Source organism: Micromonospora sp. DT178, from assembly GCF_049841695.1.
In the GTDB taxonomy this organism is placed as follows: domain Bacteria; phylum Actinomycetota; class Actinomycetes; order Mycobacteriales; family Micromonosporaceae; genus Micromonospora.
On sequence record NZ_JBNCKV010000018.1, the window covers coordinates 114,304 to 137,528 of the forward strand.

Annotated in this window: 24 protein-coding genes, 2 tRNA genes and 1 other RNA gene; 14 read left to right on the forward strand and 13 right to left on the reverse strand. The window is 73.0% G+C overall.

Annotated features, from left to right (window positions below):
* Positions 1-9: 9 nt before the first annotated feature.
* Positions 10-1,464 (reverse strand): MFS transporter, encoded by a 1,455-nt coding sequence (locus ACLQ22_RS26700; RefSeq protein ID WP_425694739.1) that lies wholly within the window; start codon positions 1,462-1,464, stop codon positions 10-12.
* Positions 1,465-1,572: 108 nt separating this feature from the next.
* Between ACLQ22_RS26700 and ACLQ22_RS26705 the strand changes: the two genes are divergently transcribed.
* Complete coding sequence (locus ACLQ22_RS26705; protein ID WP_416610740.1) at positions 1,573-2,238, forward strand: HNH endonuclease family protein; 666 nt, start codon at positions 1,573-1,575, stop codon at positions 2,236-2,238.
* A complete protein-coding gene (locus tag ACLQ22_RS26710; protein ID WP_425694772.1) occupies positions 2,235-2,675 on the forward strand; it encodes a hypothetical protein in 441 nt (146 codons plus the stop codon). Before ACLQ22_RS26705 ends, ACLQ22_RS26710 begins: the two co-directional genes overlap by 4 nt.
* Before the next feature lie 57 nt (positions 2,676-2,732).
* Here ACLQ22_RS26710 and ACLQ22_RS26715 read toward each other — a convergent pair whose 3' ends face one another.
* The 7 genes from ACLQ22_RS26715 to ACLQ22_RS26745 form a co-directional block, all read right to left on the reverse strand.
* The gene (locus ACLQ22_RS26715; RefSeq protein ID WP_121401698.1) at positions 2,733-3,836 is read right to left on the reverse strand and encodes an ABC transporter ATP-binding protein; all 1,104 of its coding nucleotides are present in this window, start codon (positions 3,834-3,836) and stop codon (positions 2,733-2,735) included.
* Positions 3,833-4,930: an ABC transporter ATP-binding protein gene (locus tag ACLQ22_RS26720; protein WP_425694740.1), complete on the reverse strand. Its 1,098-nt coding sequence runs from the start codon at positions 4,928-4,930 to the stop codon at positions 3,833-3,835. Before ACLQ22_RS26720 ends, ACLQ22_RS26715 begins: the two co-directional genes overlap by 4 nt.
* 119 nt (positions 4,931-5,049) lie before the next feature.
* A complete protein-coding gene (locus ACLQ22_RS26725; RefSeq protein WP_121401700.1) occupies positions 5,050-6,006 on the reverse strand; it encodes an ABC transporter permease in 957 nt (318 codons plus the stop codon).
* Positions 6,003-7,007 (reverse strand): ABC transporter permease, encoded by a 1,005-nt coding sequence (locus tag ACLQ22_RS26730; RefSeq protein WP_357877825.1) that lies wholly within the window; start codon positions 7,005-7,007, stop codon positions 6,003-6,005. The genes ACLQ22_RS26725 and ACLQ22_RS26730 overlap by 4 nt, the downstream gene beginning before the upstream one ends.
* Positions 7,008-7,108: 101 nt before the next feature.
* The gene (locus ACLQ22_RS26735; RefSeq protein WP_425694741.1) at positions 7,109-8,773 is read right to left on the reverse strand and encodes an ABC transporter substrate-binding protein; all 1,665 of its coding nucleotides are present in this window, start codon (positions 8,771-8,773) and stop codon (positions 7,109-7,111) included.
* Between the two features lie 320 nt (positions 8,774-9,093).
* Positions 9,094-9,687 (reverse strand): recombination mediator RecR, encoded by a 594-nt coding sequence (recR, locus tag ACLQ22_RS26740; RefSeq protein ID WP_089003014.1) that lies wholly within the window; start codon positions 9,685-9,687, stop codon positions 9,094-9,096.
* Between the two features lie 7 nt (positions 9,688-9,694).
* Positions 9,695-10,003 carry a YbaB/EbfC family nucleoid-associated protein gene (locus tag ACLQ22_RS26745; RefSeq protein ID WP_233600326.1) on the reverse strand — a complete coding sequence of 103 codons (309 nt, stop codon included), beginning with the start codon at positions 10,001-10,003 and terminating at the stop codon, positions 9,695-9,697.
* A gap of 159 nt (positions 10,004-10,162) precedes the next feature.
* Between ACLQ22_RS26745 and ACLQ22_RS26750 the strand changes: the two genes are divergently transcribed.
* Positions 10,163-11,236, forward strand: coding sequence for a DUF2332 domain-containing protein (locus ACLQ22_RS26750; protein WP_425694742.1), 1,074 nt, complete (start codon positions 10,163-10,165; stop codon positions 11,234-11,236).
* Positions 11,237-11,351: 115 nt separating this feature from the next.
* Here ACLQ22_RS26750 and ACLQ22_RS26755 read toward each other — a convergent pair whose 3' ends face one another.
* Positions 11,352-14,156 carry a DNA polymerase III subunit gamma and tau gene (locus ACLQ22_RS26755; RefSeq protein ID WP_425694743.1) on the reverse strand — a complete coding sequence of 935 codons (2,805 nt, stop codon included), beginning with the start codon at positions 14,154-14,156 and terminating at the stop codon, positions 11,352-11,354.
* A 107-nt stretch (positions 14,157-14,263) separates the two neighbouring features.
* Positions 14,264-14,353, reverse strand: an RNA gene (gene ffs / locus ACLQ22_RS26760) — signal recognition particle sRNA small type.
* An 82-nt stretch (positions 14,354-14,435) separates the two neighbouring features.
* Here ffs and ACLQ22_RS26765 point away from each other — a divergent pair.
* The 5 genes from ACLQ22_RS26765 (at position 14,436) to ACLQ22_RS26785 (ending at position 17,574) form a co-directional block, all read left to right on the forward strand.
* A tRNA-Ser gene (locus ACLQ22_RS26765) sits at positions 14,436-14,520 on the forward strand.
* A 176-nt stretch (positions 14,521-14,696) separates the two neighbouring features.
* Positions 14,697-15,137, forward strand: coding sequence for a hypothetical protein (locus ACLQ22_RS26770; protein WP_425694744.1), 441 nt, complete (start codon positions 14,697-14,699; stop codon positions 15,135-15,137).
* A 166-nt stretch (positions 15,138-15,303) separates the two neighbouring features.
* Positions 15,304-16,098 (forward strand): sulfite exporter TauE/SafE family protein, encoded by a 795-nt coding sequence (locus ACLQ22_RS26775; RefSeq protein ID WP_425694773.1) that lies wholly within the window; start codon positions 15,304-15,306, stop codon positions 16,096-16,098.
* A gap of 334 nt (positions 16,099-16,432) precedes the next feature.
* Entirely contained in the window at positions 16,433-17,047 is a 615-nt protein-coding gene (locus ACLQ22_RS26780) for a hypothetical protein (RefSeq protein WP_425694745.1), read from the forward strand.
* Positions 17,044-17,574: a hypothetical protein gene (locus tag ACLQ22_RS26785; RefSeq protein ID WP_121401707.1), complete on the forward strand. Its 531-nt coding sequence runs from the start codon at positions 17,044-17,046 to the stop codon at positions 17,572-17,574. The genes ACLQ22_RS26780 and ACLQ22_RS26785 overlap by 4 nt, the downstream gene beginning before the upstream one ends.
* Here ACLQ22_RS26785 and ACLQ22_RS26790 read toward each other — a convergent pair whose 3' ends face one another.
* Positions 17,575-18,150 (reverse strand): kinase, encoded by a 576-nt coding sequence (locus ACLQ22_RS26790; RefSeq protein ID WP_425694746.1) that lies wholly within the window; start codon positions 18,148-18,150, stop codon positions 17,575-17,577.
* A 185-nt stretch (positions 18,151-18,335) separates the two neighbouring features.
* Between ACLQ22_RS26790 and ACLQ22_RS26795 the strand changes: the two genes are divergently transcribed.
* The 3 genes from ACLQ22_RS26795 to ACLQ22_RS26805 all read left to right on the forward strand — a co-directional run bounded on the left by ACLQ22_RS26795 (position 18,336) and on the right by ACLQ22_RS26805 (position 20,316).
* Entirely contained in the window at positions 18,336-18,887 is a 552-nt protein-coding gene (locus ACLQ22_RS26795; protein ID WP_425694747.1) for a DUF5872 domain-containing protein, read from the forward strand.
* 381 nt (positions 18,888-19,268) lie between these two features.
* A complete protein-coding gene (locus tag ACLQ22_RS26800) occupies positions 19,269-19,781 on the forward strand; it encodes a SigE family RNA polymerase sigma factor (RefSeq protein WP_425694748.1) in 513 nt (170 codons plus the stop codon).
* A complete protein-coding gene (locus tag ACLQ22_RS26805) occupies positions 19,762-20,316 on the forward strand; it encodes a DUF4362 domain-containing protein (protein ID WP_425694749.1) in 555 nt (184 codons plus the stop codon). Before ACLQ22_RS26800 ends, ACLQ22_RS26805 begins: the two co-directional genes overlap by 20 nt.
* Positions 20,317-20,545: 229 nt before the next feature.
* Here ACLQ22_RS26805 and ACLQ22_RS26810 read toward each other — a convergent pair.
* Positions 20,546-20,632 (reverse strand) — tRNA-Ser (locus ACLQ22_RS26810).
* Positions 20,633-20,707: 75 nt separating this feature from the next.
* Between ACLQ22_RS26810 and deoD the strand changes: the two genes are divergently transcribed.
* The 3 genes from deoD (at position 20,708) to ACLQ22_RS26825 (ending at position 22,629) form a co-directional block, all read left to right on the forward strand.
* The gene (gene deoD / locus ACLQ22_RS26815; RefSeq protein WP_089003001.1) at positions 20,708-21,415 is read left to right on the forward strand and encodes a purine-nucleoside phosphorylase; all 708 of its coding nucleotides are present in this window, start codon (positions 20,708-20,710) and stop codon (positions 21,413-21,415) included.
* Positions 21,416-21,526: 111 nt separating this feature from the next.
* Positions 21,527-22,165: a TetR/AcrR family transcriptional regulator gene (locus ACLQ22_RS26820; RefSeq protein ID WP_425694750.1), complete on the forward strand. Its 639-nt coding sequence runs from the start codon at positions 21,527-21,529 to the stop codon at positions 22,163-22,165.
* Positions 22,162-22,629, forward strand: coding sequence for an acyl-CoA thioesterase (locus ACLQ22_RS26825; RefSeq protein ID WP_425694751.1), 468 nt, complete (start codon positions 22,162-22,164; stop codon positions 22,627-22,629). The genes ACLQ22_RS26820 and ACLQ22_RS26825 overlap by 4 nt, the downstream gene beginning before the upstream one ends.
* A 5-nt stretch (positions 22,630-22,634) precedes the next feature.
* Here ACLQ22_RS26825 and ACLQ22_RS26830 read toward each other — a convergent pair whose 3' ends face one another.
* Positions 22,635-23,084 carry a nucleoside deaminase gene (locus tag ACLQ22_RS26830; RefSeq protein WP_425694774.1) on the reverse strand — a complete coding sequence of 150 codons (450 nt, stop codon included), beginning with the start codon at positions 23,082-23,084 and terminating at the stop codon, positions 22,635-22,637.
* Positions 23,085-23,225 lie beyond the last annotated feature (141 nt).

Genomic DNA, 23,225 nt, shown 5'->3' on the forward strand with positions numbered 1-23,225 from the left:
GCACCCCGTTCAGGCGGGGTGCCCTTCCGGGCGCCGGGGTGGGCGGTGGATGAGCAGGGCCGCCATCGCCGCCCCGGCCAGCAGCAGGCCGGCGCACCAGAGCATCGCGCCCCGGTACGCGTCGGTCAGCGCGGCCGGCTGCGCGTAGCCGGAGCCGGAGAGCCCGACCAGCAGCGGGAGCGCCGCCACCGCCAGCAGGCCGCCCGCCCGGGACGCCGCGTTGTTGAAGCCGCTCGCCACACCGGCGAACCGGTCGTCGACCGCGGCCAGCACGGAGGCGGTCAGCGGCGCCACCACCAGCGTCAGCCCGATCCCGAAGAGCACCACCCCGGGCAGCACGTCCCGCCAGTACGACGCGTCGGGGTCGACGCCGCGCAGCAGCACCAGCCCGGCGGCGGCGACCACCGGCCCGACGGTCAGCGGCAGCCGCGGCCCGATCCGCGCCGACAGCGCGCCCGCCCGCGCCGAGCCGACCAGCAGCAGCACCGTCATCGGCAGCAGCGCGACCCCGGTGAGCAGCGCCGACCAGCCGACCACGTTCTGCAGGTAGACGGCGAGGAAGAACGTGAAGCCGCCGAGCGCCGCGTAGACGAGCACGGTGAAGACGTTCAGCACCGAGAAGAGCCGGCTGCCGAACAGGCCGGTGGGCAGCATCGCGCCGTCCCCCCGGCGCCGCTCGACCAGCACGAAGGCCACCGCGCCGGCCACGCCCGCCAGCGCGGCGGCGAGCACCGGCACCGAGTCGAGGCCCCGCACGGGGGCGTCGATCAGCGCGTACGTGACGCCGGCCAGGGCGAGCGCGCCGAGCAGCGCGCCGGCCACGTCGAACCGGCGGCGATGCCGCCCCGGCCCCCCGGTGCGGGACGCGGCCTCGTCCCGGCTCTCCGGCACCCAGCGCAGCGCCGCCAGCACCACGAACACGGCCAGCGGCAGGTTGAGGAAGAAGATCCACCGCCAGGAGAGCGCGTCGATCAGCCAGCCGCCGAGGAACGGGCCGAGCGCGGTGGAGACGCCGGACAGCCCCGACCAGGCGCCGATGGCGCGGCCCCGGTCGTCCGGGTGGAAGCTGGCCTGGAGCACCGACAGCGAGCCGGGGGTGAGCAGCGCGCCCCCGGCGCCCTGGAGGAACCGGGCCGCGACCAGCCACTCGGTGCCCTGGGCCAGGCCGCAGAGCAGCGACGCGAGAGTGAACCAGACCACACCGAGCAGGAAGACCCGCCGCCGCCCGAAGCGGTCGCCGAGCGCGCCCCCCAGCAGGACGAAGGCCGCGAGCATCAGCAGGTACCCGTTGACCGTCCACTGGAGACCGGCGACGGTGGCGTCGAGGTCCGCACCGAGACGGGGCAGCGCCACGTTGACCACGGTGGTGTCGAGGAAGACCATGCCTGAGGCGAGGACGGCGGCGAGCAGGGTGCCCCGTCCGTGCGCGGTGCCCAGCCGGAGCGCGGGCGTGGTTTCGGTCATGGCGTCCAATCTGCCCCGCGCGATATGAGAGACGCCACGAATCGCCGAAACCGGGCCCGGGTACTGTGCGGGATCGCCGGGAGCCCGCAAGCTGGAGAGGTGTCGTCTGTGCGTACCAGATCAGGACCGCGTGCCGCGGTGACGGCCGCGCTCGCGGCGGCGCTGGCGCTCGGCGCGGCCGGTTGTGTCGCCGTCGACGAGCCGGACGTCGCGCCGAGCAGCGGTGGTGGCGGCGGCAACGCCGCGCAGAAGCTGACCCAGCTCACCGTGGCCACCGCCGGGTCGATGAAGGGCTACAGTCGGGAGCGCTTCCCGCACTGGCGCGACACCGGCAAGAACTGCGACGTACGCGACAGCGTGCTCAAGCGCGACGGGGAGGACATCAAGCTCTCCGGCTGCAACGTGGTCGACGGCCGCTGGGAGAGCGTCTACGACGGCCGCGCCTTCACCGACCCGTCCGACGTGGACATCGACCACATGGTGCCGCTGGCGAACGCGTGGCGTTCGGGCGCCGACGAGTGGGACGACGCGAAGCGGGGCGAGTTCGCCAACGACCTGGACCGGCCGCAGCTCATCGCGGTTTCCGCCTCCTCGAACCGGGCAAAGGGTGACCAGGACCCGTCCCAGTGGAAGCCGGCGAACCGGTCGTTCTGGTGCCAGTACGCCGAGAACTGGGTGACGGTCAAGCACCACTGGCGGCTCACGGTGACCAGTGCCGAGAAGGCCGCCCTGACCGACATGCTGGAGGGCTGCACATGGGCGAGCAAGCCGTGACCGGAGCCGGGGGCGCCCCCGCCCCGGAGCAGACGCCGGACGCCACCGGGGAGGACGCGGCGGCGGCCACCGGCAGCGCGCCGGCCGGCCCGGCCACGGCCGGCATGACGGCGGACGGCGCGGCCGGCATGACCACCGGGGTGCCGGGGGCGGGAATGGCCGCCGACGCCGAGGGCACGTCGACCGCCGTACGGGAGCTGACGGCCGACGTCGTGCCCGGCCCGGGCGGGGTGATGACCGACGAGGTCGGGGTGGTCACCGGCGAGCTGACCCTGCGCACCGGGTACGCCGACGGCCGGGCGACGCTGACGGTGCAGTACAAGGACGCCGACGAGTGGTACACGGTCAGCGGCGGCACCGTGGCGCTGGCCGACCCGGCCGGGCTGGACGCGGTGCACGGGATCGCGGTCGCCCTGCTGCACCGCCCCGAGGGCTGACCCACCGACGACCGCCCGGACGCGGCCCCGTCGAGGGGCCGCGTCCGCGACGCGGGTTCAGACGTACGAGCCGGGCTCGTTGGGCGCGGAGACGGTGTGCGGCTCCTCGCCCTCGCCGACCGGGCGGGTGAGCTGCACGCTGACCTTGTGCGGGCGCAACTCCCCGCTGGCGATCCGCTCGGCGAAGTGGCAGGCGACCCGGCTGCCGCCGACATCCCGCAGCGCGGGCCGCTCGTCGGCGCAGCGGGTCGGCTGCGCCCACGGGCAGCGGGTGTGGAACCGGCAGCCCGCCGGCGGGTTGGCGGGCGAGGGCAGGTCGCCGGCGAGCAGGATGCGCTCGCGGCGGTCCTCCACGTCCGGGTCCGGCACCGGCACCGCCGACATCAGCGCCCGCGTGTACGGGTGCATCGGCTCCGTGTAGAGCCGGTCGCTCGGCGCCTCCTCGACCAGCGCGCCCAGGTACATCACGCCGACGGTGTCGGAGATGTGCCGGACCACCGCGAGATCGTGCGCGATCACCAGGTAGGTCAGGCCGAGGGTGTCCTGGAGGTCGTCGAGGAGGTTCACCACCTGGGCCTGGATCGACACGTCGAGCGCGGAGACCGGCTCGTCGGCGACGATCAGGTCGGGCCCGAGCACCAGCGCCCGGGCGATGCCGATGCGCTGCCGCTGGCCGCCGGAGAACTCGTGCGGATAGCGGGAGAGCGCCCAGCGGGGCAGGCCGACCTTGTCCAGGGTCTCGCCGATGACCCGTCGCCGCTCGTCCCGGTTGCCGCCGATGCCGTGGGCCTGCAGGCCCTCGGTGAGGATCGACTCGACGTTCTGCCGGGGGTCCAGGCTCGACATCGGGTCCTGGAAGATCATCTGCATCCTGCGGCGCATCGACCGCAGCTTGCCCGACGACAGCTTCGTCAGCTCGACGCCGTCGAACCGGACCTCGCCGCCGGTGGGCGGGGTGAGCTGGAGCAGCGCCCGGCCCAGCGTCGACTTGCCGCAGCCGGACTCGCCGACCAGGCCGTACGTCTTGCCGCGCGGGATGCTCAGGTCGACGCCGTCGACGGCCTTCACGTGACCGACCGTCCGGTCGAGGATCACCCCCCGCCGGATCGGGAAGTGCACCTTCAGGTCGCGGACCTCGACGAGGAATTCGCTCTCGGTCACGGCTTCTCCTCCTCGCGCGGTGCGGGCACCGGGCCCGCGGTCGCCTCCGCCGCCGGGGCGGTGGCGGCCGGCGCCTGCGCCGGGGCGGTGCTGGTGGCGGCCGGCCGGGGCGCGGTGCCGGGCACCGGCGCCGGGTTGACGCAACGGTAGCTGCGGCCGTCGTGGGCGAGCACCAGCGCGGGCGGCTCCCCCACGCACTCGTCGACCCGCCGGGTGCAGCGCGGCGCGAAGGCGCAGCCGTCCGGCCAGGGCAGCAGGTCGCGGACCGAGCCGGGGATCGGGTTCAGCCGCTCGCCGCGCCCGGCGTCCAGGCGCGGCACCGAGCCGAGCAGCCCCACGGTGTACGGGTGCCGGGGCTCGCGGAACAGCGGGCGACGGCGGGCCGTCTCCACCACCCGACCGCCGTAGAGCACGTTGATGGAGTCGCACATGCCGGCGACCACGCCCAGGTCGTGCGTGATCATCACCAGGGCGGTGCCGGACTCCCGGACCAGTTCCTTGAGCAGCTCCAGGATCTGCGCCTGGATGGTGACGTCCAGCGCCGTGGTGGGCTCGTCGGCGATCAGCAGCCGGGGCTTGCAGGCCACCGCCATCGCGATCAGTGCGCGCTGCCGCATGCCGCCGGAGAGCTGGTGCGGGTACTCCTTCAGCCGCCGCTTCGGGTCGGGGATGCCGACCCGGTCCAGCAGGGCCGCCGCCTCCTTCTCGGCCGCCGCGCCCTTCATCCCCCGGTGCCGCGTGAGCACCTCGGTGACCTGCAACCCGATCGGGATCACCGGGTTCAGCGACGAGAGCGGGTCCTGGAAGATCATCGCGACGTCGCGGCCCCGGATGTCCCGCCGGGACCGGTCGTCGAGCTGGAGCAGGTCCGTGCCGTCGAAGACCGCCTTGCCGCCGACGCGCAGGCCCGGCTGCTTGGGCAGCAGACCCATGATCGCCAGCGAGGTGACGCTCTTGCCGCAGCCGGATTCGCCGACCAGGCCGACCACCTCGCCCGCGTCGACGGAGAAGGAGACCCCGTCGACGGCGTGCACGGTGCGCTGACCGCGCCGGGCGAAGGTGACGGAGAGATCTTCGACATCAAGCAGAGCCATGTCGGGCCCGCCTTTCGTTCGCGACTGCGGGGCTCGCAAGCTCACTCCTCGCGCTCACCGTGCTGGCCTTTCGTTCGCGACTGCGGGGCTCGCAAGCTCACTCCTCGCGCTCACCGGCCCTACTTCCGTAGCTTCGGGTCGAGTGCCTCGCGCATCGCCTCGCCGAGCAGGGTGAAGCCCAGCGCGGTGACGATGATGGCGAGGGCGGGCAGGATCGCCAGCCGGGGCGCGGAGTCGAGGTACTGCTGCGCGTCGGCGAGCATCACACCCCACTCGGGGATGGAGGCGTCGTTGTTGCCGAGGCCGAGGAAGGAGAGCGCCGCAGCCTCGATGATCGCGGTGGCCAGGGTGAGGGTGGCCTGCACGATGACCGGGGCGAGCGAGTTCGGCACCACGTGGGTCAGCGCGATCTTCGGCTTCTTCACGCCCAGCGAGACGGCGGCCAGGACGTAGTCGCTGTTCGCCTGGGAGATCATCGAGCCGCGCAGCAGCCGGGCGAAGACCGGCACCGACACCACGCCGACCGCGATCATGACCGTGGTCAGACCGGCGCCGAGCAGGGCGGCGATGCTGATCGCCAGCAGCAGGCTCGGCATGGCCAGCAGCATGTCGACGAAGCGCATCAGCACGTTGTCGACCGCCCGGCCCCACCGGCCGCCGAGGCCGGCGGCGGCGCCGGCGACCCCGCCGATCAGCGAGCCGACGGCGAGGCCGATCAGGGTGGAGACCACGCCGACCAGCAGGGTCTGCCGGGCGCCGACGATCATGCGGCTGAACTCGTCGCGACCGATGTGGTCGACGCCGAACCAGTTCTCGCCACGGAAGCCGGGGAAGTCGCCGAGGCGGATCTCGCTCTTCCAGAGCTGGGCGTCCGGGGGGTGCGGGACGAAGAACGGCCCGAGGATGGCGACCAGCAGGAACAGGCTCAGGATCACCGCGCCGACGATCGCCGCCGGGTTGCGCCGCAGCCGGCGGAACGCCTCCTTCCAGAGGCTGACGCCGCGCTCGTCCTCCCGGGCCGCCAGTTCGGCGAGCCGGTCGATCTTTTCCTTCTTGGTGCCGCCGGTGATCGTCATCGGACCCTCACCCTCGGGTCGATCAGGCTGTAGGAGAGGTCGACCAGGAGGTTCACCAGCACGTACACCACCGCGATGATCAGGATGAAGCCCATCAGGACCGGATAGTCACGCTGGCTGATCGCCTCGTAGATGAAGGCTCCGATGCCGCTGAAGGCGAAGACGGTCTCGGTCAGCACCGCGCCGGAGAGCAGGCCGCCGGTGAGCAGGCCGATCGAGGTGACCACCGGGAGCATGGAGTTGCGCAGCACGTGCCGGCGCCGGACCGTGCTCTCGGTCAGGCCCTTCGCCTCGGCGGTGCGTACGAAGTCCTCGTTGAGGACCTCCAGCACGCTCGCGCGGGTGATCCGGACGATGATCGCCAGCGGGATGCTGGCCAGCGCGACGGCCGGCAGCACCAGGTGCCAGAGCGCGTCGGCGGCGGCGTCCCACTCCCGGGTCATGATCCCGTCGAGGACGAAGAAGTTGGTGATCCGCGTCGCCCCGAGCGTCGGGTCCTGCCGGCCGCTCGCCGGGAACCAGCCGAGGTTCTCCGCGAAGATCGCCTTGAGCACGTACGCGAGGAAGAAGACGGGGATGCAGATGCCGATCAGGGAGCCGCCGACCGAGAGGTGGTCCAGCATCCGGCCGCGGCGCCGGGCCGCCAGGTAGCCCAGCGGGATGCCGACGCCGATCGCGATCAGCATCGCGGTGATGGACAGCTCGACCGTGCCGGGGAAGCGTTCGACGAACTCGGTGACGACGGTCCGCTTGGTGGAGGTCGACGTGCCCAGGTCGAGGCGGATCAGCCGCCGCACGAACCGGCCGTACTGCACCAGGATCGGCTCGTCGAGGCCCATGTTGCGCCGGATCGCGGCGCGCATCTCGGGCGTCCCGCGCTCACCGAGGATGGCGGTCTCGGGACCGCCGGGCAGTCGGCGGAGCCAGATGAACAGCAGGAGGGAGAGCCCGAACAGCGTGGGTATCAGCTGGAGCAGGCGTCTGACGATGAACCGGAACACGGCGGCCTCGAAAGGGGTACGGAGGGTCGTGGGGGGGGGGGGGGGGCCCCCCCCCCCCCCCCCCCCCCCCCCCCCCCCCCCCCACGACTCGGAGCGTCAGATCAGGACTTGAACTCGGCGGTGGAGAACCGCTCGTCGGTGAGCGGGCTCGCCTTGACCCCGGTCACGTCCTTGCCGAACACGATCGCCGGCGGCGAGTGCGACACCGGGACACCGGGCAGGAAGTCCATGATGGCCTTGTTCAGGGCCTTGTACTTCTCGGTCCGGGCCGCCACGTCGGCGGTGCTGTCCGCGTCCTTGAACTGGTCGAACAGGGCCTTGTTGGTGAAGCCCCACTCGGCCTTCGTCCGGTCGAACATGGTGCCGATGAAGTTATAGCCGTCGCCGTAGTCACCGGTCCAGCCGAGGAAGTGCAGGTCGTGCTTGTTGCCCGAGGTGGTGGCGTTCAGGTAGTCCGGGCTCCACTTGAGCGGGATGGCCTGGACGTTGATGCCGACCGCCTTGAGGTCCGCCGAGAGCAGCTCGAAGATGTCCTTCGGGTTCGGCATGTACGGCCGGGTGACCTCGGTCGGGTAGTGGAACCGCAGGGTCAGGTTCGTCGCGCCGGCCTCGGCCAGCAGCGCCTTCGCCTTCGCCGGGTCGTAGTTGTACTTGGTGACGTCGCCGTTCCAGCCCTCGACGGTGTCCGGCATGAAGTTGTCGGCGACCTTGGCGCCCGGGGGCAGCTTCGAGTCGACCAGGGCCTGCCGGTTCAGCGCGTGCGCGATGGCCTGGCGGACCTTGATGTCGGCGAGCTTCGGGTTCCCCTTCTGGTTCATCGCCAGGTAGAGGATGTTGAACGCCGGGCGGGTCAGGACGTTGAAGCCCTCGCCCTTCAGCGGCTCGACGTCGGCCGGGCCGACCAGGTCGTACCCCTGGATGTCGCCGGAGCGCAGCGCCTGCTTGCGCGCGTTCTCGTCCGAGATCGTCTTGTAGATGAGGGTCTTCAGCTTGGCCTTGGTGCCGGCGTAGTCCTCGTTGCGCTCGATGGTAAGCGTCTTGTTGGCGACGTCCCAGGACTTGAACTTGAACGGGCCGGTGCCGGTCGGGTGCGCCGTGGCGTAGGCCGGGTACTTGATGTCCTCGGCGGTGCCGCCCACGTTGCTGGCGTCGTACTTCTCCAGCGCGGTCGGGCTGTGCATGGAGAACGAGGGCAGCATCAGCGCGGCCGGGATCTTGCTGGAGACCCGGGTGAAGGCCAGGTCGACGGTCGTGGCGTCCTTGGCGGTGCAGGACTTGAAGAGGCTCGGCGGCAGGTCCGCGCTCTCGTTCTTGGCGAAGCCGCCCATGACGTCCTGCCAGTACGGGGTCACGTCCGGGCTCTGCATGAGGCCCTTGGCGTTGTACCAGCGGTCGAAGTTCTTGCAGACCGCCTCGGCGTTGAATTCGGTGCCGTCGTGGAACTTCACGCCGGAGCGCAGCTTGAAGGTCCACGTGGTGCCGGCGGCGTCTGGGGTCCAGGTCTCGGCCAGGCCGGGGGTGACCTTGGTGCCACCCTCCTCCGGACGGACCAGCGTCTCGAAGACCTGACGCGCCACGCGCAGCGACTCACCGTCGCTGGCGAAGCTCGGGTCGAGCACCTTCGGGTCTCCGGCTACGCCGAAGACGAGGGTGTCCTTCTTGCTACCGCCGGAACTGTCATCGCGGTCGCTCTCGGCGCAGCCTGCTACCGCGAGGGCCGCGACCGCGACGGCCGCGAGGGCGACCTTCGGCCTGGATGCACGCATGGGTGCTTCACCTCGTCCTTGGGGTTACGGACAATCGTGGTGACAGGGGTCACCGATCGCCGTGACCTTAGCCGCCGTTCGGACCGGCGGGAAACCATCGCGGAACCGGTTGGTACCGGATCGTGTCTTAACCGATGCGCCCCGCCGCCGAGGCCGTTCCGGACCGCCGACAAAGGCGCACTATGTCCGGGTTGAGCGATGCCGATTTGTTACATCGATCGTCGCCCGCATCACTCGCATGTCAGAACCCACAGTGGACGCGCGGGCGCCCGTACGCCGACGGCCGGCACCGGATTCCGGTGCCGGCCGTCGGCGGGAACTCAGACGGCGCGACGGCCCTCGAAGGCGCGGCCGAGCGTGATCTCGTCGGCGTACTCCAGGTCGCCGCCGACCGGCAGGCCGCTTGCCAACCGGGTCACCGAGATGCCCATCGGCTTGACCATCAACGCCAGGTACGTCGCGGTCGCCTCGCCCTCGGTGTTCGGGTCCGTGGCCAGGATCAGCTCCCGCACGGTGCCGTCGCTGAGCCGGGCCATCAGCTCGCGGATGCGCAGGTTGTCCGGCCCGATCCCCTCCAGCGGGTTGATCGCCCCGCCGAGCACGTGGTAGCGGCCCCGGAACTCGCCGGTCCGCTCGATCGCGACCACGTCCTTCGGCTCCTCGACCACGCAGAGCACCTCGTCCGTGCGGCGCGGGTCGCGGCAGATCCGGCACCGGTCGGACTCGGCCACGTTGTAGCAACTGGTGCAGAACCGCACCAGCTCCTTGACCTTGCGCAACGCCCCGGCCAGCCGGTTGACGTCGGCGGGGTCGGCGGACAGGACGTGGAAGGCGATCCGCTGGGCGCTCTTCGGGCCCACGCCCGGCAGCCGCCCCAGCTCGTCGATCAGGTCCTGGATGGCACCCTCGTACATCTGCCGCTCAGAAACCGGGCAGGCCGAGGCCGCCCATGCCGCCGGTGACCGGGCCCATCTTCTTCTCGGTCAGCTCCCGCGCCGCCTCGGCGGCGTTGTGCATGGCCGCGACGACGAGGTCCTCCAGGGTCTCCACGTCCTCCGGGTCCACCGCCTTCGGGTCGATCTTGATCGACTTCAGCTCGCCGGTGCCGGCGACGGTCGCGGTGACCAGGCCACCGCCGGCGGTGCCGGTCAGCTCCGCCTCGGCGAGCTCGGCCTGCGCCTTGGCGATCTGCTGCTGCATCTTCTGCGCCTGCTTCAGCATCTGCTGCATGTTCGGCTGTCCACCTGGGCGCACGGATGGCTCCTTCTCGCACTCGTCTGCTCGGCCGCCGCTCAGCCTATCCGCTGTGAGCGGACTCGCCCCGCCCGGTGCTTTGCTCCCGCCGGGTCCGGGCGCACGATCACGGGACCGACCGGACGGAGGTGGCGGATGTCCCGGGAACAGGCCGCGGCGGCCATGGAACGGCAGGCCCGGGCCTGCGCCGACATGGCCGCCGCCCTCTACGCCCACCTGCTGGCGCGCGCCGCCGGGGACGTGCGCGCCGGCGGCCCGTGCGCCACCGTCATCACGGGGTACGAGGACGCCGACCCCGACGCCCTCGTGGCGCTACGCCTGCTCGGCGGGGTGCACGCACTGGTGCTCTCCGGCCGGGCGCCGGAGCTGGCCCGGTACTACCCCAGCGCGGGCGGGGCGTACCGGGCGGCGGACGCCCCCGCCTGCTGGGCCACGTTCCGGGCGGTCGTCGAGGCCGAGCACGACACGCTGCGCGGCTGGCTGCGCCGGCCGCCCCAGACCAACGAGACCGGCCGGGCCAACCTGCTGCTGGCCGGTCTGCTGCACGCCGTCCACGAGGTGGGCGGGCTGCCGGTGCGCCTCGTCGAGCTGGGCGCGAGCGCCGGGTTGAACCTGCGCGCCGACCGGTTCCGCATCGAGGCCGCCGGCTTCGCCTGGGGGCCGGCCGACTCCCCCGTACGGCTGCCGGACGCCTGGCGGGGCGGGGCGCCCGACTGGCTGCGGGCGGCGGCCGGCGCGTACCCCGAGCTGACCGTGGTGGAGCGGCTCGGTTGCGACGTCACCCCGATCGACCCGGGCGACCCCGACGGCGCGCTCGCGCTGCGGGCGTACCTCTGGCCGGAGCACACCGCCCGCGCGGCCCGGCTGGCCGGCGCGCTGGAGCTGGCCGGGCGGCTGCCGGCCCGGGTCGTCGCGGCGGGGGCGGCGGACTTCCTCGCCGGGATCACCCCGCGCCCCGGCACGCTGACGGTGGTGTGGCACTCGGTGATGCGGCAGTACGTCCCGGCCGAGGAGTGGGCGCGGGTCACCGCCGAGCTGGACCGGCTGGCCGCCGCCGGCGGCACCGACGCGCCGGTCGCCCAGGTGTCCTTCGAGCCGCACCCGCGCGAGGCCCGCGACGACTTCCAGCTCCGCGTCCGGCTCGGCACCGGCCCGGAACGCCTGCTGGCGGAGGCGCACCCCCACGGCCTACCGGCCTGGCCCGCCTGACCTCGCCTGCCTCCCACCCGGCCGCGCTCCGCACGTCCGTGGCGCACCCCGTGGAGATCTTGGTGCGGAAGTGCCCCTGCAGGGGCCGTCTCCTACCAAGATCTGCCGCAGCGAGTCAGCGGGCGTCCACCTCGTCGATCTTCTCGGCGCCGAAGGCCTCGCGCAGCAGCCGTACCGCCTGTTCCTCGCTGGACTCCCGCGCGGTCTGCTCGTCGATGACCTCGTCCAGCGGCTCGTCGCCCGGGTCGAAGCCCTCGAAGTTCGGGGCCGCCGGCCGGGCGCCGCCGGGGCGTCCCCCGCCGCCGCGCACCGGGCCGTCGAAGTCCGGGTCGTACGGCGGCTCGCCGGCCCAGTCGGCGTCCGCGGTCTTCCGGACCGGCTGGCCGGTACGCGGACCGCGTCCCGCCGCAGCGGCCCGCGCGGCCGCGATCGCGCTGCTCACCGGGGGGCCGGCGGGCGCGGCCTGCTGCGGCGCCCCCGACGGTCCGGCCGGCTTCGGTACGGCGGGCGTGGCGGTCGCCGACGCCGTGGCGGCGCTCGCCGGCCGGGTGGTCGACGCTGCGCCGGGCAGGCCGGTCGCCGTCGGGGCGGCGGCTGCCGTGCCGCCGGTCGACGTGACGGCCGACGTGCCGCCCGGTCGAGCCGGTTCCGGCCAGTCGTCGCCGTCCCCGGCCGCGCCACCCGGGCGGGCCGGCTCCGGCCAGTCCTCGGCGCTCCCGGCCGCGCCACCCGGGCGGGCCGGCTCGGGCCAGTCCTCGGCCGCGTCGGCGGCGGGAGCACCGGCCCTCGACGCGCCAGCGCCGGAGGTGGGCCGGGTCGCCCCGCCCTGGCCGGCAGCGGCACCATCCGCGCCACCAGGCCCGCCGGCCGCAGCACTGAGGCCATCCGGACCGGCCAGGCCGTTCGAACCGGCCAGGCCGCTCGGGCCACTCGGGCCGGCCGCGCTATTCGGGCCGTTCGGACCACTCACGCCGCCTGGGCCGCTCGGGCCGCCGGCCATGCCGCCGCCCGCGCCGCCGCCGGATGGGCCGGCGCCGGACGGGCTGCCGGTACCGCTTCGGTCCTGGTGGGCGGGGGCTGCCGGCGGCGGGGATGCCGGGCGGGCCGGCGCGGCGGGACGGGACGAGCCACCGAGTGACGCGCCACCCCGCTCGCCGGCCACCTCGCAGCGGATCTGCCAGCGGCCGCCGAACTCCTCGTACAGCACCTCGGCCAGCACCGACGTGTGGTTGCCCATCATCTGTGCGAGCACCGGCGACTTGACGGTCAGCACCAAGGTATCGCCGTCCACGTCGCGGACCACCGCGTCGCGCATCAGCGCGGCGGCCGGCTTCTTGATCCGGTTGACCTTCGCGACGATGTCCGGCCAGACCCGGCGCACCGCGACGGCGTCCAGGGGGCCCGCCGCAGCCGCACCGTGGCGGGGCGGGGCGGGGGTCGCCGGGTCGGGCATCACCGCCGAGGGCGGCACCTGGCGGCGGACGGGAGCATCGGCGGGCGGGCCACCGGCGGTCGCACCCACCGGTCCGGTAGCACCCGGGGCGGCCTCCGCCGCCCGGGAACCGGTGGCAGCCGGGGAACCGGCGGCGGCCAGAGCCACGGCACGGGCGGCCGCGGCACCGGACGGAGCGCCGGCAGCCGCCGGCGGGCCGGCGGGCTCCGGGTCAGTCGCGGTCGTGGCGGGGGTGGGCTCGGGGTGCGCGGAAGAAGGGGAGGCGACCGGCGCGGGGCCGGCGGCGGCCGGCGGCGCGTCGGTGCCGGCGAGGGTGAGCCGGCGCTCCATGCGTTCGAGGCGCTGCAGCAGGCCGCCGGTGCTGTCGTCGGCCCCGGGCAGCAGCATCCGGGCGCAGATCAGCTCCAGCAGCAGGCGGGGCGCGGTGGTGCCGCGCATCTCCACCAGGCCGTTGTGCACGATGTCGGCGCAGCGGGACAGCGTGGCCGGACCGAGCCGCTGGGCCTGGACGGCCATCCGCTCGATCTGGTCGGCCGGGCCGTCGATCAGGCCCTTGACGGCGGCGTCCGGCACCTGCTGGAGCACGATCAGGTCGCGCAGCCGCTCCAGCAGGTCGGAGGCGAACCGGCGCGCGTCGTGCCCGGCCTCGGCGACCCGGTCGACGGTCGCGTACGCCGTCGCGCCGTCCCCGGCCGCCAGCGCGTCGCACATTTCGTCGATGAGGGCGGCGTCGGTCACGCCGAGCAGGGCGGCGGCCCGGGAGTAGGTGACCCCCTCCGGCCCGGCCCCGGCGATGAGCTGGTCGAGCACGGAGAGACTGTCCCGGGCGCTGCCGCCGCCGGCGCGCACCACCAGCGGGAAGACCGCGGGCTCGACGGCGACGCCCTCGGCCTCGCAGAGCTGCTCCAGGTAGGGCCGGAGCACCTTCGGCGGGATCAGCCGGAACGGGTAGTGGTGGGTCCGCGACTTGATCGTGCCGAGGACCTTCTCCGGCTCGGTGGTCGCGAAGATGAACTTGACGTACTCCGGCGGCTCCTCGACCAGCTTGAGCAGGGCGTTGAAGCCGGCCGACGAGACCATGTGCGCCTCGTCGATGACGTAGATCTTGAAGCGGCTCTTGGCCGGCGCGAAGATCGCCTTCTCGCGCAGCTCGCGGGCGTCGTCGACGCCACCGTGGCTGGCCGCGTCGATCTCCAGCACGTCGATCGAGCCGCCGTCGGTGGCCAGCTCGCGGCACGAGTCGCACTGCCCGCACGGCTCCGGGGTGGGGCCCTGCTCGCAGTTGAGCGAGCGGGCCAGGATCCGGGCGCTGGAGGTCTTGCCGCAGCCGCGTGGGCCGGAGAAGAGGTAGGCATGGTTGAGCCGCCCGCTGCGCAGCGCCTGCGACAGCGGCTCGGTGACGTGCTCCTGCCCGATGACCTCGGCGAAGGTACGCGGCCGGTACTTGCGGTAGAGCGCCAGTGCCACTCGTCCCGCCTCCTCTCGACCGAGCCATTCTGCGCCGGTCGGGCGCGGGTGACCACCCACCACCCCGTGACCTGACCCGCAGGGACGTTACCGGGCCCCGGAGACAAAAAGGCCTCCCGTGCACCCGGCAGAGCCCGCTTATCCTTGCTGCCTTCCGGCCCTGGGGAGGTTCACGAGATACCGCCGCACGGGAGGTACCGCCAACCCTACCCGACGCCGCGTCGATCTTCAGGGGGTGGTGGGGTGGCCCACCCGCCGGGGACCTGTATCCTCGTCTGCGGAGGATTCGCCTAGAGGCCTAGGGCGCACGCTTGGAAAGCGTGTTGGGTTAACACCCTCACGAGTTCGAATCTCGTATCCTCCGCTCTCTTGAGCAGGAAACGACAGGGCCGGCCCCACGAGGACCGGCCCTGAGTCGTCTCTACGCCCGCCCTTCCCGGTTCCTCCCTGCCCTGTTCCCGCTCATCGCCCGAGACGGCGGCGTCGATCTCCCCGACCTCGGCTCCCCACTCCCGGACCAGGACGCGCGATCATGCCACCGTGAGCGAGACGCGCGACGGGACCATCGGCCCTGAGTTCGACGAATGCGACTGCCCGGAGAACGTCGACGCGGCCCTGGACCGTGCGGAGCCGGGGGCCGGCCCAGCTCTCCTCTGGCTGGTGCTGGACGAGTTCCACCCAGCCGCCGTCGTCCTTCCCCGGATCAGGCGCGGGCTCCGGTCGCGGGACGTGCAGACCAGGGCGAACGCGTTGCAGTCGCTGGGTCACTTCGGACGCCTGCACCGCGACATCGACGTCGAGTCGCTGGCCCTGCTCCGGGGCGCGCTGCGCGACCGTACCCCGCTCGGCGGCTGCCAACTGCGCGGCTACGCCGACGACGCGGCGGACGACATCGGCATGTTCGTGCCCCGGCACCGCCTGCCCCGCTGGCTGCGCCGCCGCCACGCCGGGCCGTGGCGACCGCGCCAGCTGCGAAGGTGAACGGCGCCGACAAGCTACTGGTCACGGCGTGATCCCTGCCGCACGTCGATCACCGGACGCGACTCCCGTCCTACGCTGACAGCCGCATCCGACAGCGAGACAACCGAGCGGCGGCGACCTGCGGGCGACGACCGGCCCGGGGAGAGCGCGGACACGAGTGAACGCAATGCTGAACGTCGCCGAAGGGCTGGCCGTGCTGGCCGCCGGGGTCGCAGCGGGCGCCATCAACGCGGTGGTGGGCTCGGGCACGCTGGTGACCTTCCCGGTCCTGCTCTCCCTCGGCTACCCGCCCGTGGTGGCGAACGTGTCGAACACCGTCGGGCTGGTGCCGGGGTCGTTCTCCGCGGCGTACGCCTATCGCCGGGAGCTGGCCGGGCACGGTGGCCTGCTGGCCCGCCTGGGCGTCGCCGCCGTGCTCGGCGGGGTCACCGGCGGCGTACTGCTGCTGCTGCTCCTGCCGCCCGGCGCGTTCCGGGCCATCGTGCCGGCGCTGATCATCCTGGCGTTGGTGCTCGTGGTGGTGCAGCCCCGACTGGCGGGGGCGTTGGCCCGCCGGCGGCCGGTCGCGGACGACGCGGGCGCGTCGTCGGCGGGCGGTCAGGCGGTACGGCGGGTGGGGCCGTTGCTGCTGCTCGGCGTCTTCGGCACCGGGGTGTACGGCGGCTACTTCGGCGCCGCCCAGGGAGTGCTGCTGCTGGGGCTGCTCGGCGTGCTGCTCTCCACCGACCTGCGCTGGGTCAACGGGGTGAAGAACGTGCTCGCCGGCCTGGTGAACGGGGTCGCGGCGGTCCTGTTCGTCGTGGTGGGGAACGTGGCATGGCAGCCGGCGCTACTGATCGCGGTGGGTTCGGTGGTGGGGGGCCTGGCCGGCGGCCGGTGGGGACGCCGGCTCCCGCCGGTGGCGCTGCGCGCCATCATCGTGGTCGTCGGGCTCGCCGCCCTGGTCAATTTGCTGCTCTGACCGTCAGGCGGAGCAGGCTCGGCCTCAGCGCGGGGCGCGAGTGGAACACCACGGTTGTCTCCCGGCGTGGGATACACCCGTGGTGTTCCACTCGACCCCGTCCGTCCGCCAGGTGCGGCCCGGGCGTCGGCCCGCTCCGGCCGTCACGCTGGGTGCCGCGCTCCGGCTCCGCGCCCTTCGGGCGAAGGCCGCAGTTCGCCCCGGAACGGGGTCGACAGAGCAAATCGCGGGGCGGTGCCGACAGGGGACGATTCGGTACGGTGCGGAGGGCGGCGGAGGTGGCATTCGTCGTACACATGTTCCATCCACAGGCTGTGGACGGCGGAGGGCTCCCATGGGTTACCAGCTCAGCGCGGTGGTCGCGGACGCCGAGCTGCTGCGCGAGCAGACCGCCGACCTCGACCACGCGGTCCTGGGCGAGCTGCGTCAGGACTTCGCGCTGCTGCCGGTCACCCCGCAGCTCGTCGAGGAGCTGACCGGCGCGCTGCCCGACTTCTCGATGGCGGAGCGGTCGGCTGAGGAGCCGTTCCACCTGTCGCTCTCGGCACCCCTCGCCGACGCCCTCGCGCGGTGGTCGCGGTCGGGCCCGGTCGCGTACCTGGAGGCGGAGTTCGCCGGCGGCGCCGGCTACCAGTCGGCGGTGGTATGGCTCGGCGGCCAGGTGAGCTGGGGGCCGGGGTTCGACCGACTCTTCGACGGGCCGCGCGCCCAGTGGCCGCTCAACGCGGCGCTCGCCCGGCTCGGGGCGGAACCCGGCGCATGGATCGACCCGTTCGCCGAGCTGGGTCTGCACGTCGAGCGGAACACCGCCGGCTGGCTGGCGCACGGGCGCCGGCGGCTCAGCGCCGATTACTGGGACGAACTGGCCGAGGAGTGGGAAAACCGGCAATCTGCGGGCGGGCAGCAACCTGAACGGCCCGGTCCCGTTGGGGACTGGGGGATTCCATGAAACTGCGACAATTTGGCTTTATCGCCGCGCTGACGACGGCTGCCTGGGTTTCGGGCAGCGGCGCACACCCGCCGTCGTCCGGGTTGGACGGTCGGCCCGTCGGGGCCGTCGAGGTGGTCGACCTCAACGGCCTACGCGACGTCGAGTTCGGCGACACCGAGGACGAGCTGACCCGGCGGGGCATCCTACGCTCCGACGTCGACGCCTGCGGACCGGCGCTCGCCGGGTACGACACGACCAGCCCCATCTTCGTCGACGACCGGCTGGTGCTGCTCTGGCTCGGCGAGGCGACGCGCACCCCGCAGGGAGTCACCGCCGGCATGCCGGTCGAGGAGGTCCGCAGCCGCTACCCGTCCGTGCGGGAGCTGGACGCTCCACAGGGGACGTACCGGCTCGACGGGTTGCTCGCCCGGCAGGGCGACCGGGCGTACCTCTTCCTGCACGACGGGCGGGCGGTGAAGAAGATCATCGCCGGGTACGCCGACTGGGCCCAGCGCCTCTTCCACGAGGGCCACAGCCCCTGCTGACTACGGGACCGGCGGCCCTGACCACGGCTGGCCCATGGCGGTGACCCGGCTGTCGATCTGCCGGGCGGCGTCCTCCGGGTCGGTCAGGAGGGTGTTGATGGTCAGGTCCGCGGGCCCGATGATCGAGGCCTCGTCCCAGCCGTCCGTGTCGCCGGTGCCGCGCTGCCCGACCCGCACCTCGGCGATCTCCCGGGGGCACCAGACGAAGGCCACGAGCCAGCGCGCGTCGGGGAAGGCGCCGGTGACGGCGTCGATGCCTTCGACCTGGCGGAGGTGGATCACCGGGACATGCTCGGCGAGCCGCGCGGCGAGTGCCGGCCGGTCGATGACATGGGCGGCACCGTGCCGCCGGCTCTCCCAGACGATCTCGCCCCGCCGACGGAGTTCCTCGATCTCGGTCGGGGTGGCCGTCCGGGGGCCGTTCGTCCGGCCCGGCCCGGCTTCGAGGCAGGGGAACAGGACGTACCGCTGGTCCAACACCCCCAGGTAGCGGGTGATGGTGTCCTTCCCCGCCGCCGGCGGGCCGTAGAGGACGACGCCGCGCTTCAAGCCGGCGCTCCCACCCGAGGAAGACATGGTCCGGTCCTCTCGACGAGGGCATCCGGCCGGGCCGCCGGGGCCTCGGACGTTATCAGTCGCCCCGTGCCCGACCGAGCGCGAAGCACACGGCGGGTCGACGGCGTGCGGAAGCCGTCGGAGGCTCGCGGGAGCAGCCGAGGCGACGGAAGCATGTGCCCGGGAGTGCCGGGTAACCGCCGGGCATGGCGCGGTACACGAAGCCCGAACTCCGGGAGCAGATCAAGGAAGAGGTCAAGGCCTCCGACAAGGGCGGCCGGCCGGGGCAGTGGTCGGCACGCAAGTCGCAGCTGGTCACCCAGGAGTACAAGAGGCGCGGCGGGGGCTTCCTCGGCCCGAAGGACGAGCGGCAGAAGTCCCTACAGCGCTGGGGCGGCGAGCACTGGCAGACCAAGGAGGGCGACACCCGGGCGCGGCACGGCGACGAGACCAGCCGCTACCTGCCCGAACAGGCCTGGAAGGAGCTCTCCGAGAAGGAGAAGCGGGCGACCGACGCCAAGAAGCGGAAGGAATCGAAGTCCGGCAAGCAGTTCGTGGCGAACACCGGGCCCGCCAAGCGCGCCCGCCGCAACGCCACCACAGCCGAGCGGCTGTCGGAGCTGCCGGTCGCCGAGGCCGCCAAGCTGGTCCGCGACCTCGACAAGGGCCAACTGAAGTCGGCCCTGCGCCGCGAGCGCGACGGCAAGTCCCGCAAGACCCTCATCAAGCGGCTGGAGTCGGAACTCACCCGCCGCTGACAGACACCCCGCCCCACCCACCCTCTTGCGGCGTCGATCTTGCACTTCTGGTGGGAGACAAATGCCTGTCCATCCCCTTTGCAGGGCACCACAACTTCATGATCGACGCTGGTCAGGGAGGCTCGACGCAGGCTTTCGGTAGCGACCCCGAACAGCGGCAGACGCTCCCGAATGGGACCGAACCTGAGACCGCGCCGGGCTCCCGTCTCCCCTGGTAAAACATGCCTGGCGCACGGCCACAGCTCGCGACGCAGCGTCAGGCCAAGGGATTCGCTTCGATCAACCGGACAGGCGTACGCGCCACCGAACCGTCGGCGACTGTAACCCGCGCGCCCTCAGCGGTGTGTGTACCTGTGACGGCCACGGAGAGGGACGGTGCGGATGGACACGACCGACAACTTCGACGCCTTCTACACGGCGACTTCAGCGCGCGTCGTGCATCAGGTGTATGCCGTCTGCGGGGATCTCGGCGAAGCTCAGGACGCCGTGCAGGAGGCGTACGCCCGCGCCTGGATACGGTGGTCGCGGCTGTCGGGCTACGACGACCCTGAGGCGTGGGTACGGACCGTGGCGTGGCGGTTGGCGGCCAACCGATGGCGCAGCGCCCGGCGCTGGCTGGCCGCGCGGGCCAGGCTCGGCCCGCCCGTGACCGCCGCCGGACCGACGCCGGACCGGGTCGCGGTGATGACGGCGCTACACCGACTGCCGGAGGCGCAACGGCGGGTCGTGGTTCTGCACTACCTCTGTGACCTTCCGGTCGCCGAGATCGCCGAGGCAACCCGCATGCCCGCCGGCACAGTCAAGGTCTACCTCGCCCGCGCGCGGACGGCGCTCGCCTGTCTGCTCGGCACCGACGACGAACGGAAGGAATCCGATGTCAGCGCGCATCCGTGAGGCCATCGCGGCCCTCGATCACGACACCGCCGCCCTGAGGCTGGCGCCACCAGCGCAGGTGCGTGCCCGCGGAGAGACGCTGCGCCGGCGGCGTGTGGTCGGCGGCGTGGCGGCGGCCACCGTCCTGGCCGTCGCCGGGGTGTTCGCTGCCGTCTCGCCCACAGCCGAGCGCGGGACGAACCCGCCCCCGCCAGCCATGGGTGCGAGCGCGGCGGTGACGGCGGCGGTCGAGGTGGACTGCGGCAGCCACGTGCTGCGCCAGTCCGAACGCCTGCCGGACGCGGCGATCGCCTGCATTCTCGACGCGGTGGGGGCACGCCGGCCCGCCCGCCTCGCCGAGACCCGGCCGACGATTGAAGGCGACCCGATCCACACCGTCTACGTTGCCGACGCCGACGGTGCCGTACAGGTCACGATCGATAGCCGACAGGACAGGTTCGGCGTCCCGCGCATCACCCGGCGGACGTGCACCGGACCCGTCGTCGAACACGGGCACATCGGCTTCACGCAATGCTCTTCGCCGGAAGCCGCCTGACCCGACCTGCCGTGCCGCCGCCACTTCCGGCTGGGCCCGGTACCTCAGCATCAAGTACAGAGAGCGGTCCCGACGGCGCAAGTCCGCCGGGACACTGTCCGGCGCGTCGGCGGGCTGCTGTGGGAACGCCCGCCAGACAGTGCAACCGACCTTCGGAGCCAACCGAACCCACAAGCGGAACGCCCGGCTGATCCTTGCGGATCTGCCGGGCGTTTGCGCTGTTCGTGAGCGGTGGCGGCGGGATTTGAACCCGCGGAGGGCGTAAACCCTCACACGCTTTCGAGGCGTGCTCCTTAGGCCACTCGGACACGCCACCGCCGAGAAGGGTACATGACCCCGGGTTCGGACGCCGAACCGGTATGCCCGGGGGCGGCCTGGCAGGATCCTTGCCATGAGTACGCACATCGGCGCAAAGCCGGGAGAGATCGCCGAGCGGGTCCTGATGCCGGGCGACCCGCTGCGGGCCAAGTGGATCGCGGAGACCTACCTCGAGGGCGCGCAGTGCTACTCGACGGTCCGGGGCATGCTGGGCTTCACCGGCCGCTGGAACGGCGTCGAGGTCTCCGTCCAGGGCTCCGGCATGGGCATGCCCTCCGCCTCCATCTACGCCCACGAGCTGGTCAACGAGTACGGCGTGAAGAGCCTGATCCGGGTCGGTTCCTGCGGGGCCCTGACCGAGGACCTGCGGCTGCGCGACGTGATCGCGGCGATCGGCTCGTCCACCGACTCGAACATGAACCGGATGCGCTTCGACGGGCTGATCGACTACGCCCCGGTGGCCGACTTCGGGCTGCTGCGTACGTCGGTCGAGGTGGCCGAGCGGCGCGGCATCGCGATGCGGGTCGGGCCGATCCTGGCGGCGGACGCCTTCTACACCGACCGCCCGGACCTCTACGACAGCCTCGCCGACTACGGCGTGCTGGCGGTGGAGATGGAGTCGGCGGCGCTCTACACGATCGCCGCCCGGTTCAAGGCCCGCGCGCTGACCCTGCTGACCGTCAGCGACCACATCAAGACCGGCGAGAAGACCACCTCCGAGGAGCGTGAGCAGACCTTCAGCCAGATGGTCGAGATCGCCCTGGACACGATCGTCGCCTGAGTTCCGTTCGGCAGCCGCCCCGTCGTCCTCTCGGACGGCGGGGCGGTTTCGTGACCACGGTCACGCGGAGAAACTATACGAACGGTCGTGCTTATTCATTAGCCTCAGCCCATGACAGTCGACGGACGTGTCGCGCGGGGCGACCGGACCCGCACCGCCGCGCTGGACGCCGCCGTGGTCCTCGCCACCGAGGTCGGCCTGCACGGGCTCTCCCTCGCCCAGCTCGCCGACACCCTCGGCGTCAGCAAGTCCGGCCTCTTCGCGCACTGGGGTTCCAAGGAGGCGCTCCAGCTCGCCACGGTCGACCGGGCGGTCGAGCAGCAGCGGGAACGGATCATCGAGCCGGCTCTGCGCGCCCCCCGGGGCGTACGGCGGCTCTGGGCGCTGCACCAGGCCCGGATCGACTTCTTCGCCGCCCGGGTGCTTCCCGGCGGTTGCTTCTTCGCCAGCGCCGACTTCGAGTACAACGCGCGTCCCGGCCCGGTCCGGGACCGGCTCGCCGAGGTGTTCGGCCGCTGGACCGCGTTCCTCGAACAACTCGTCCGCGAGGCGGTCGCCGCCGGCGAGCTTCCCGCCGACGTGGACGTCCCTCAGCTGGCGTACGAGATCGACGCGCTCGGGATCACCGCCGCGATGCGCTCCCGCCTGCTGGCCCCCGACACCGCCTACCGGCACGCCCGCCAGGGCCTGCTGAACCGCCTGCGGGCACTGTGCCCCGATCCGAACCTGCTACCGGAAGGCATCTCATGAGCCAGGCCATCGTCGACCAGCCCGCCGCCGAGTTCGGTCACGTCGCGCACGTCGCGGTGCACTTCGACGACCTCGACGCGTTCGGCCTGCTGCACAACGCCCGGTACGCGGTGCTGCTCGAACGGGCCCTGACCGGATACTGGGCGGAGCACGGCGTCTCGTTCCAGGGCGGGCGGCACAGCGCGCCGGACGTCTTCCACGCCGTACGCGAGTTCACCATCAGCTACCGGACGCCGGTCACCGGGACCGGACCCGTGGCGGTGCACTTCTGGCTCGACCACTTCGGCACCAGCAGCGCCCGGTACGCCTACCGGTTCCAGTCGGTGGACGGCGGCACAGTGCACGCGGAGGGCGCGCGGGCGATCGTCCGGCTCGACCCGGCGACCCTGCGCCCCACCCCGTGGACCGACACCGCCCGCGCGGTGGCCGCGACCCTGCTCCGGCCCGCCCCGACGGGTGCCTGAGCCGGTCAGCGGAAGAAGGCGCGCAGGATGGCGGCGCTCTCCGACTCCAGGACGCCGCCGTAGACCTCCGGCCGGTGGTTGAGCCGGCGGTCGCGCAGCACGTCCCACAGCGATCCGGCCGCCCCGGTCTTGGGCTCCCAGGCGCCGAAGACCACGGTGGACACCCGGGCGAGCACCAGCGCGCCCGCGCACATCGTGCAGGGCTCCAGGGTGACGACCAGGGTGCAACCGTCGAGCCGCCAGCGACCCAGCCGTTCGGCCGCCCGGCGCAGCGCCAGCACCTCGGCGTGCGCGGTCGGGTCGCCGGTCAGCTCCCGCTCGTTGCGTCCGATCGCCAGCTCGGTGCCGTCCGGCCCGTAGAGCACGGCACCGACCGGGATGTCGTCGGCGGCGTCGGGGCCCGCGCCGGCCGGGCTGTCGGGCCCGGTGACGGCCGCTTCCAGCGCCCGCCGCATCCACAGCTCGTGCCGCTGCCGCCGGCCGGCGCCGTCCGGCTCGGCCAGCCCCTCGTGGGCGCCGGGCCCGACCCGGCCCGCCGCGCCCGGGGTCGGCTGCCCGGGGCGTACGGTGCCCAGCGCCGGATCCGTGGCGTCGGC

Coding starts and splice junctions, on each gene's coding strand:
- ACLQ22_RS26700 (WP_425694739.1), bottom strand. CDS start 1,464: ATGACCGAAACCACGCCCGCGCTCCGGCTGGGCACCGCGCACGGACGG.
- ACLQ22_RS26720 (WP_425694740.1), bottom strand. CDS start 4,930: ATGGCTCTGCTTGATGTCGAAGATCTCTCCGTCACCTTCGCCCGGCGC.
- ACLQ22_RS26725 (WP_121401700.1), bottom strand. CDS start 6,006: ATGACGATCACCGGCGGCACCAAGAAGGAAAAGATCGACCGGCTCGCC.
- ACLQ22_RS26735 (WP_425694741.1), bottom strand. CDS start 8,773: ATGCGTGCATCCAGGCCGAAGGTCGCCCTCGCGGCCGTCGCGGTCGCG.
- recR (WP_089003014.1), bottom strand. CDS start 9,687: ATGTACGAGGGTGCCATCCAGGACCTGATCGACGAGCTGGGGCGGCTG.
- ACLQ22_RS26745 (WP_233600326.1), bottom strand. CDS start 10,003: ATGCAGCAGATGCTGAAGCAGGCGCAGAAGATGCAGCAGCAGATCGCC.
- ACLQ22_RS26750 (WP_425694742.1), top strand. CDS start 10,163: ATGTCCCGGGAACAGGCCGCGGCGGCCATGGAACGGCAGGCCCGGGCC.
- ACLQ22_RS26775 (WP_425694773.1), top strand. CDS start 15,304: ATGCTGAACGTCGCCGAAGGGCTGGCCGTGCTGGCCGCCGGGGTCGCA.
- ACLQ22_RS26780 (WP_425694745.1), top strand. CDS start 16,433: ATGGGTTACCAGCTCAGCGCGGTGGTCGCGGACGCCGAGCTGCTGCGC.
- ACLQ22_RS26785 (WP_121401707.1), top strand. CDS start 17,044: ATGAAACTGCGACAATTTGGCTTTATCGCCGCGCTGACGACGGCTGCC.
- ACLQ22_RS26790 (WP_425694746.1), bottom strand. CDS start 18,150: ATGTCTTCCTCGGGTGGGAGCGCCGGCTTGAAGCGCGGCGTCGTCCTC.
- ACLQ22_RS26795 (WP_425694747.1), top strand. CDS start 18,336: ATGGCGCGGTACACGAAGCCCGAACTCCGGGAGCAGATCAAGGAAGAG.
- ACLQ22_RS26800 (WP_425694748.1), top strand. CDS start 19,269: ATGGACACGACCGACAACTTCGACGCCTTCTACACGGCGACTTCAGCG.
- ACLQ22_RS26805 (WP_425694749.1), top strand. CDS start 19,762: ATGTCAGCGCGCATCCGTGAGGCCATCGCGGCCCTCGATCACGACACC.
- deoD (WP_089003001.1), top strand. CDS start 20,708: ATGAGTACGCACATCGGCGCAAAGCCGGGAGAGATCGCCGAGCGGGTC.
- ACLQ22_RS26820 (WP_425694750.1), top strand. CDS start 21,527: ATGACAGTCGACGGACGTGTCGCGCGGGGCGACCGGACCCGCACCGCC.
- ACLQ22_RS26825 (WP_425694751.1), top strand. CDS start 22,162: ATGAGCCAGGCCATCGTCGACCAGCCCGCCGCCGAGTTCGGTCACGTC.
- ACLQ22_RS26830 (WP_425694774.1), bottom strand. CDS start 23,084: ATGCGGCGGGCGCTGGAAGCGGCCGTCACCGGGCCCGACAGCCCGGCC.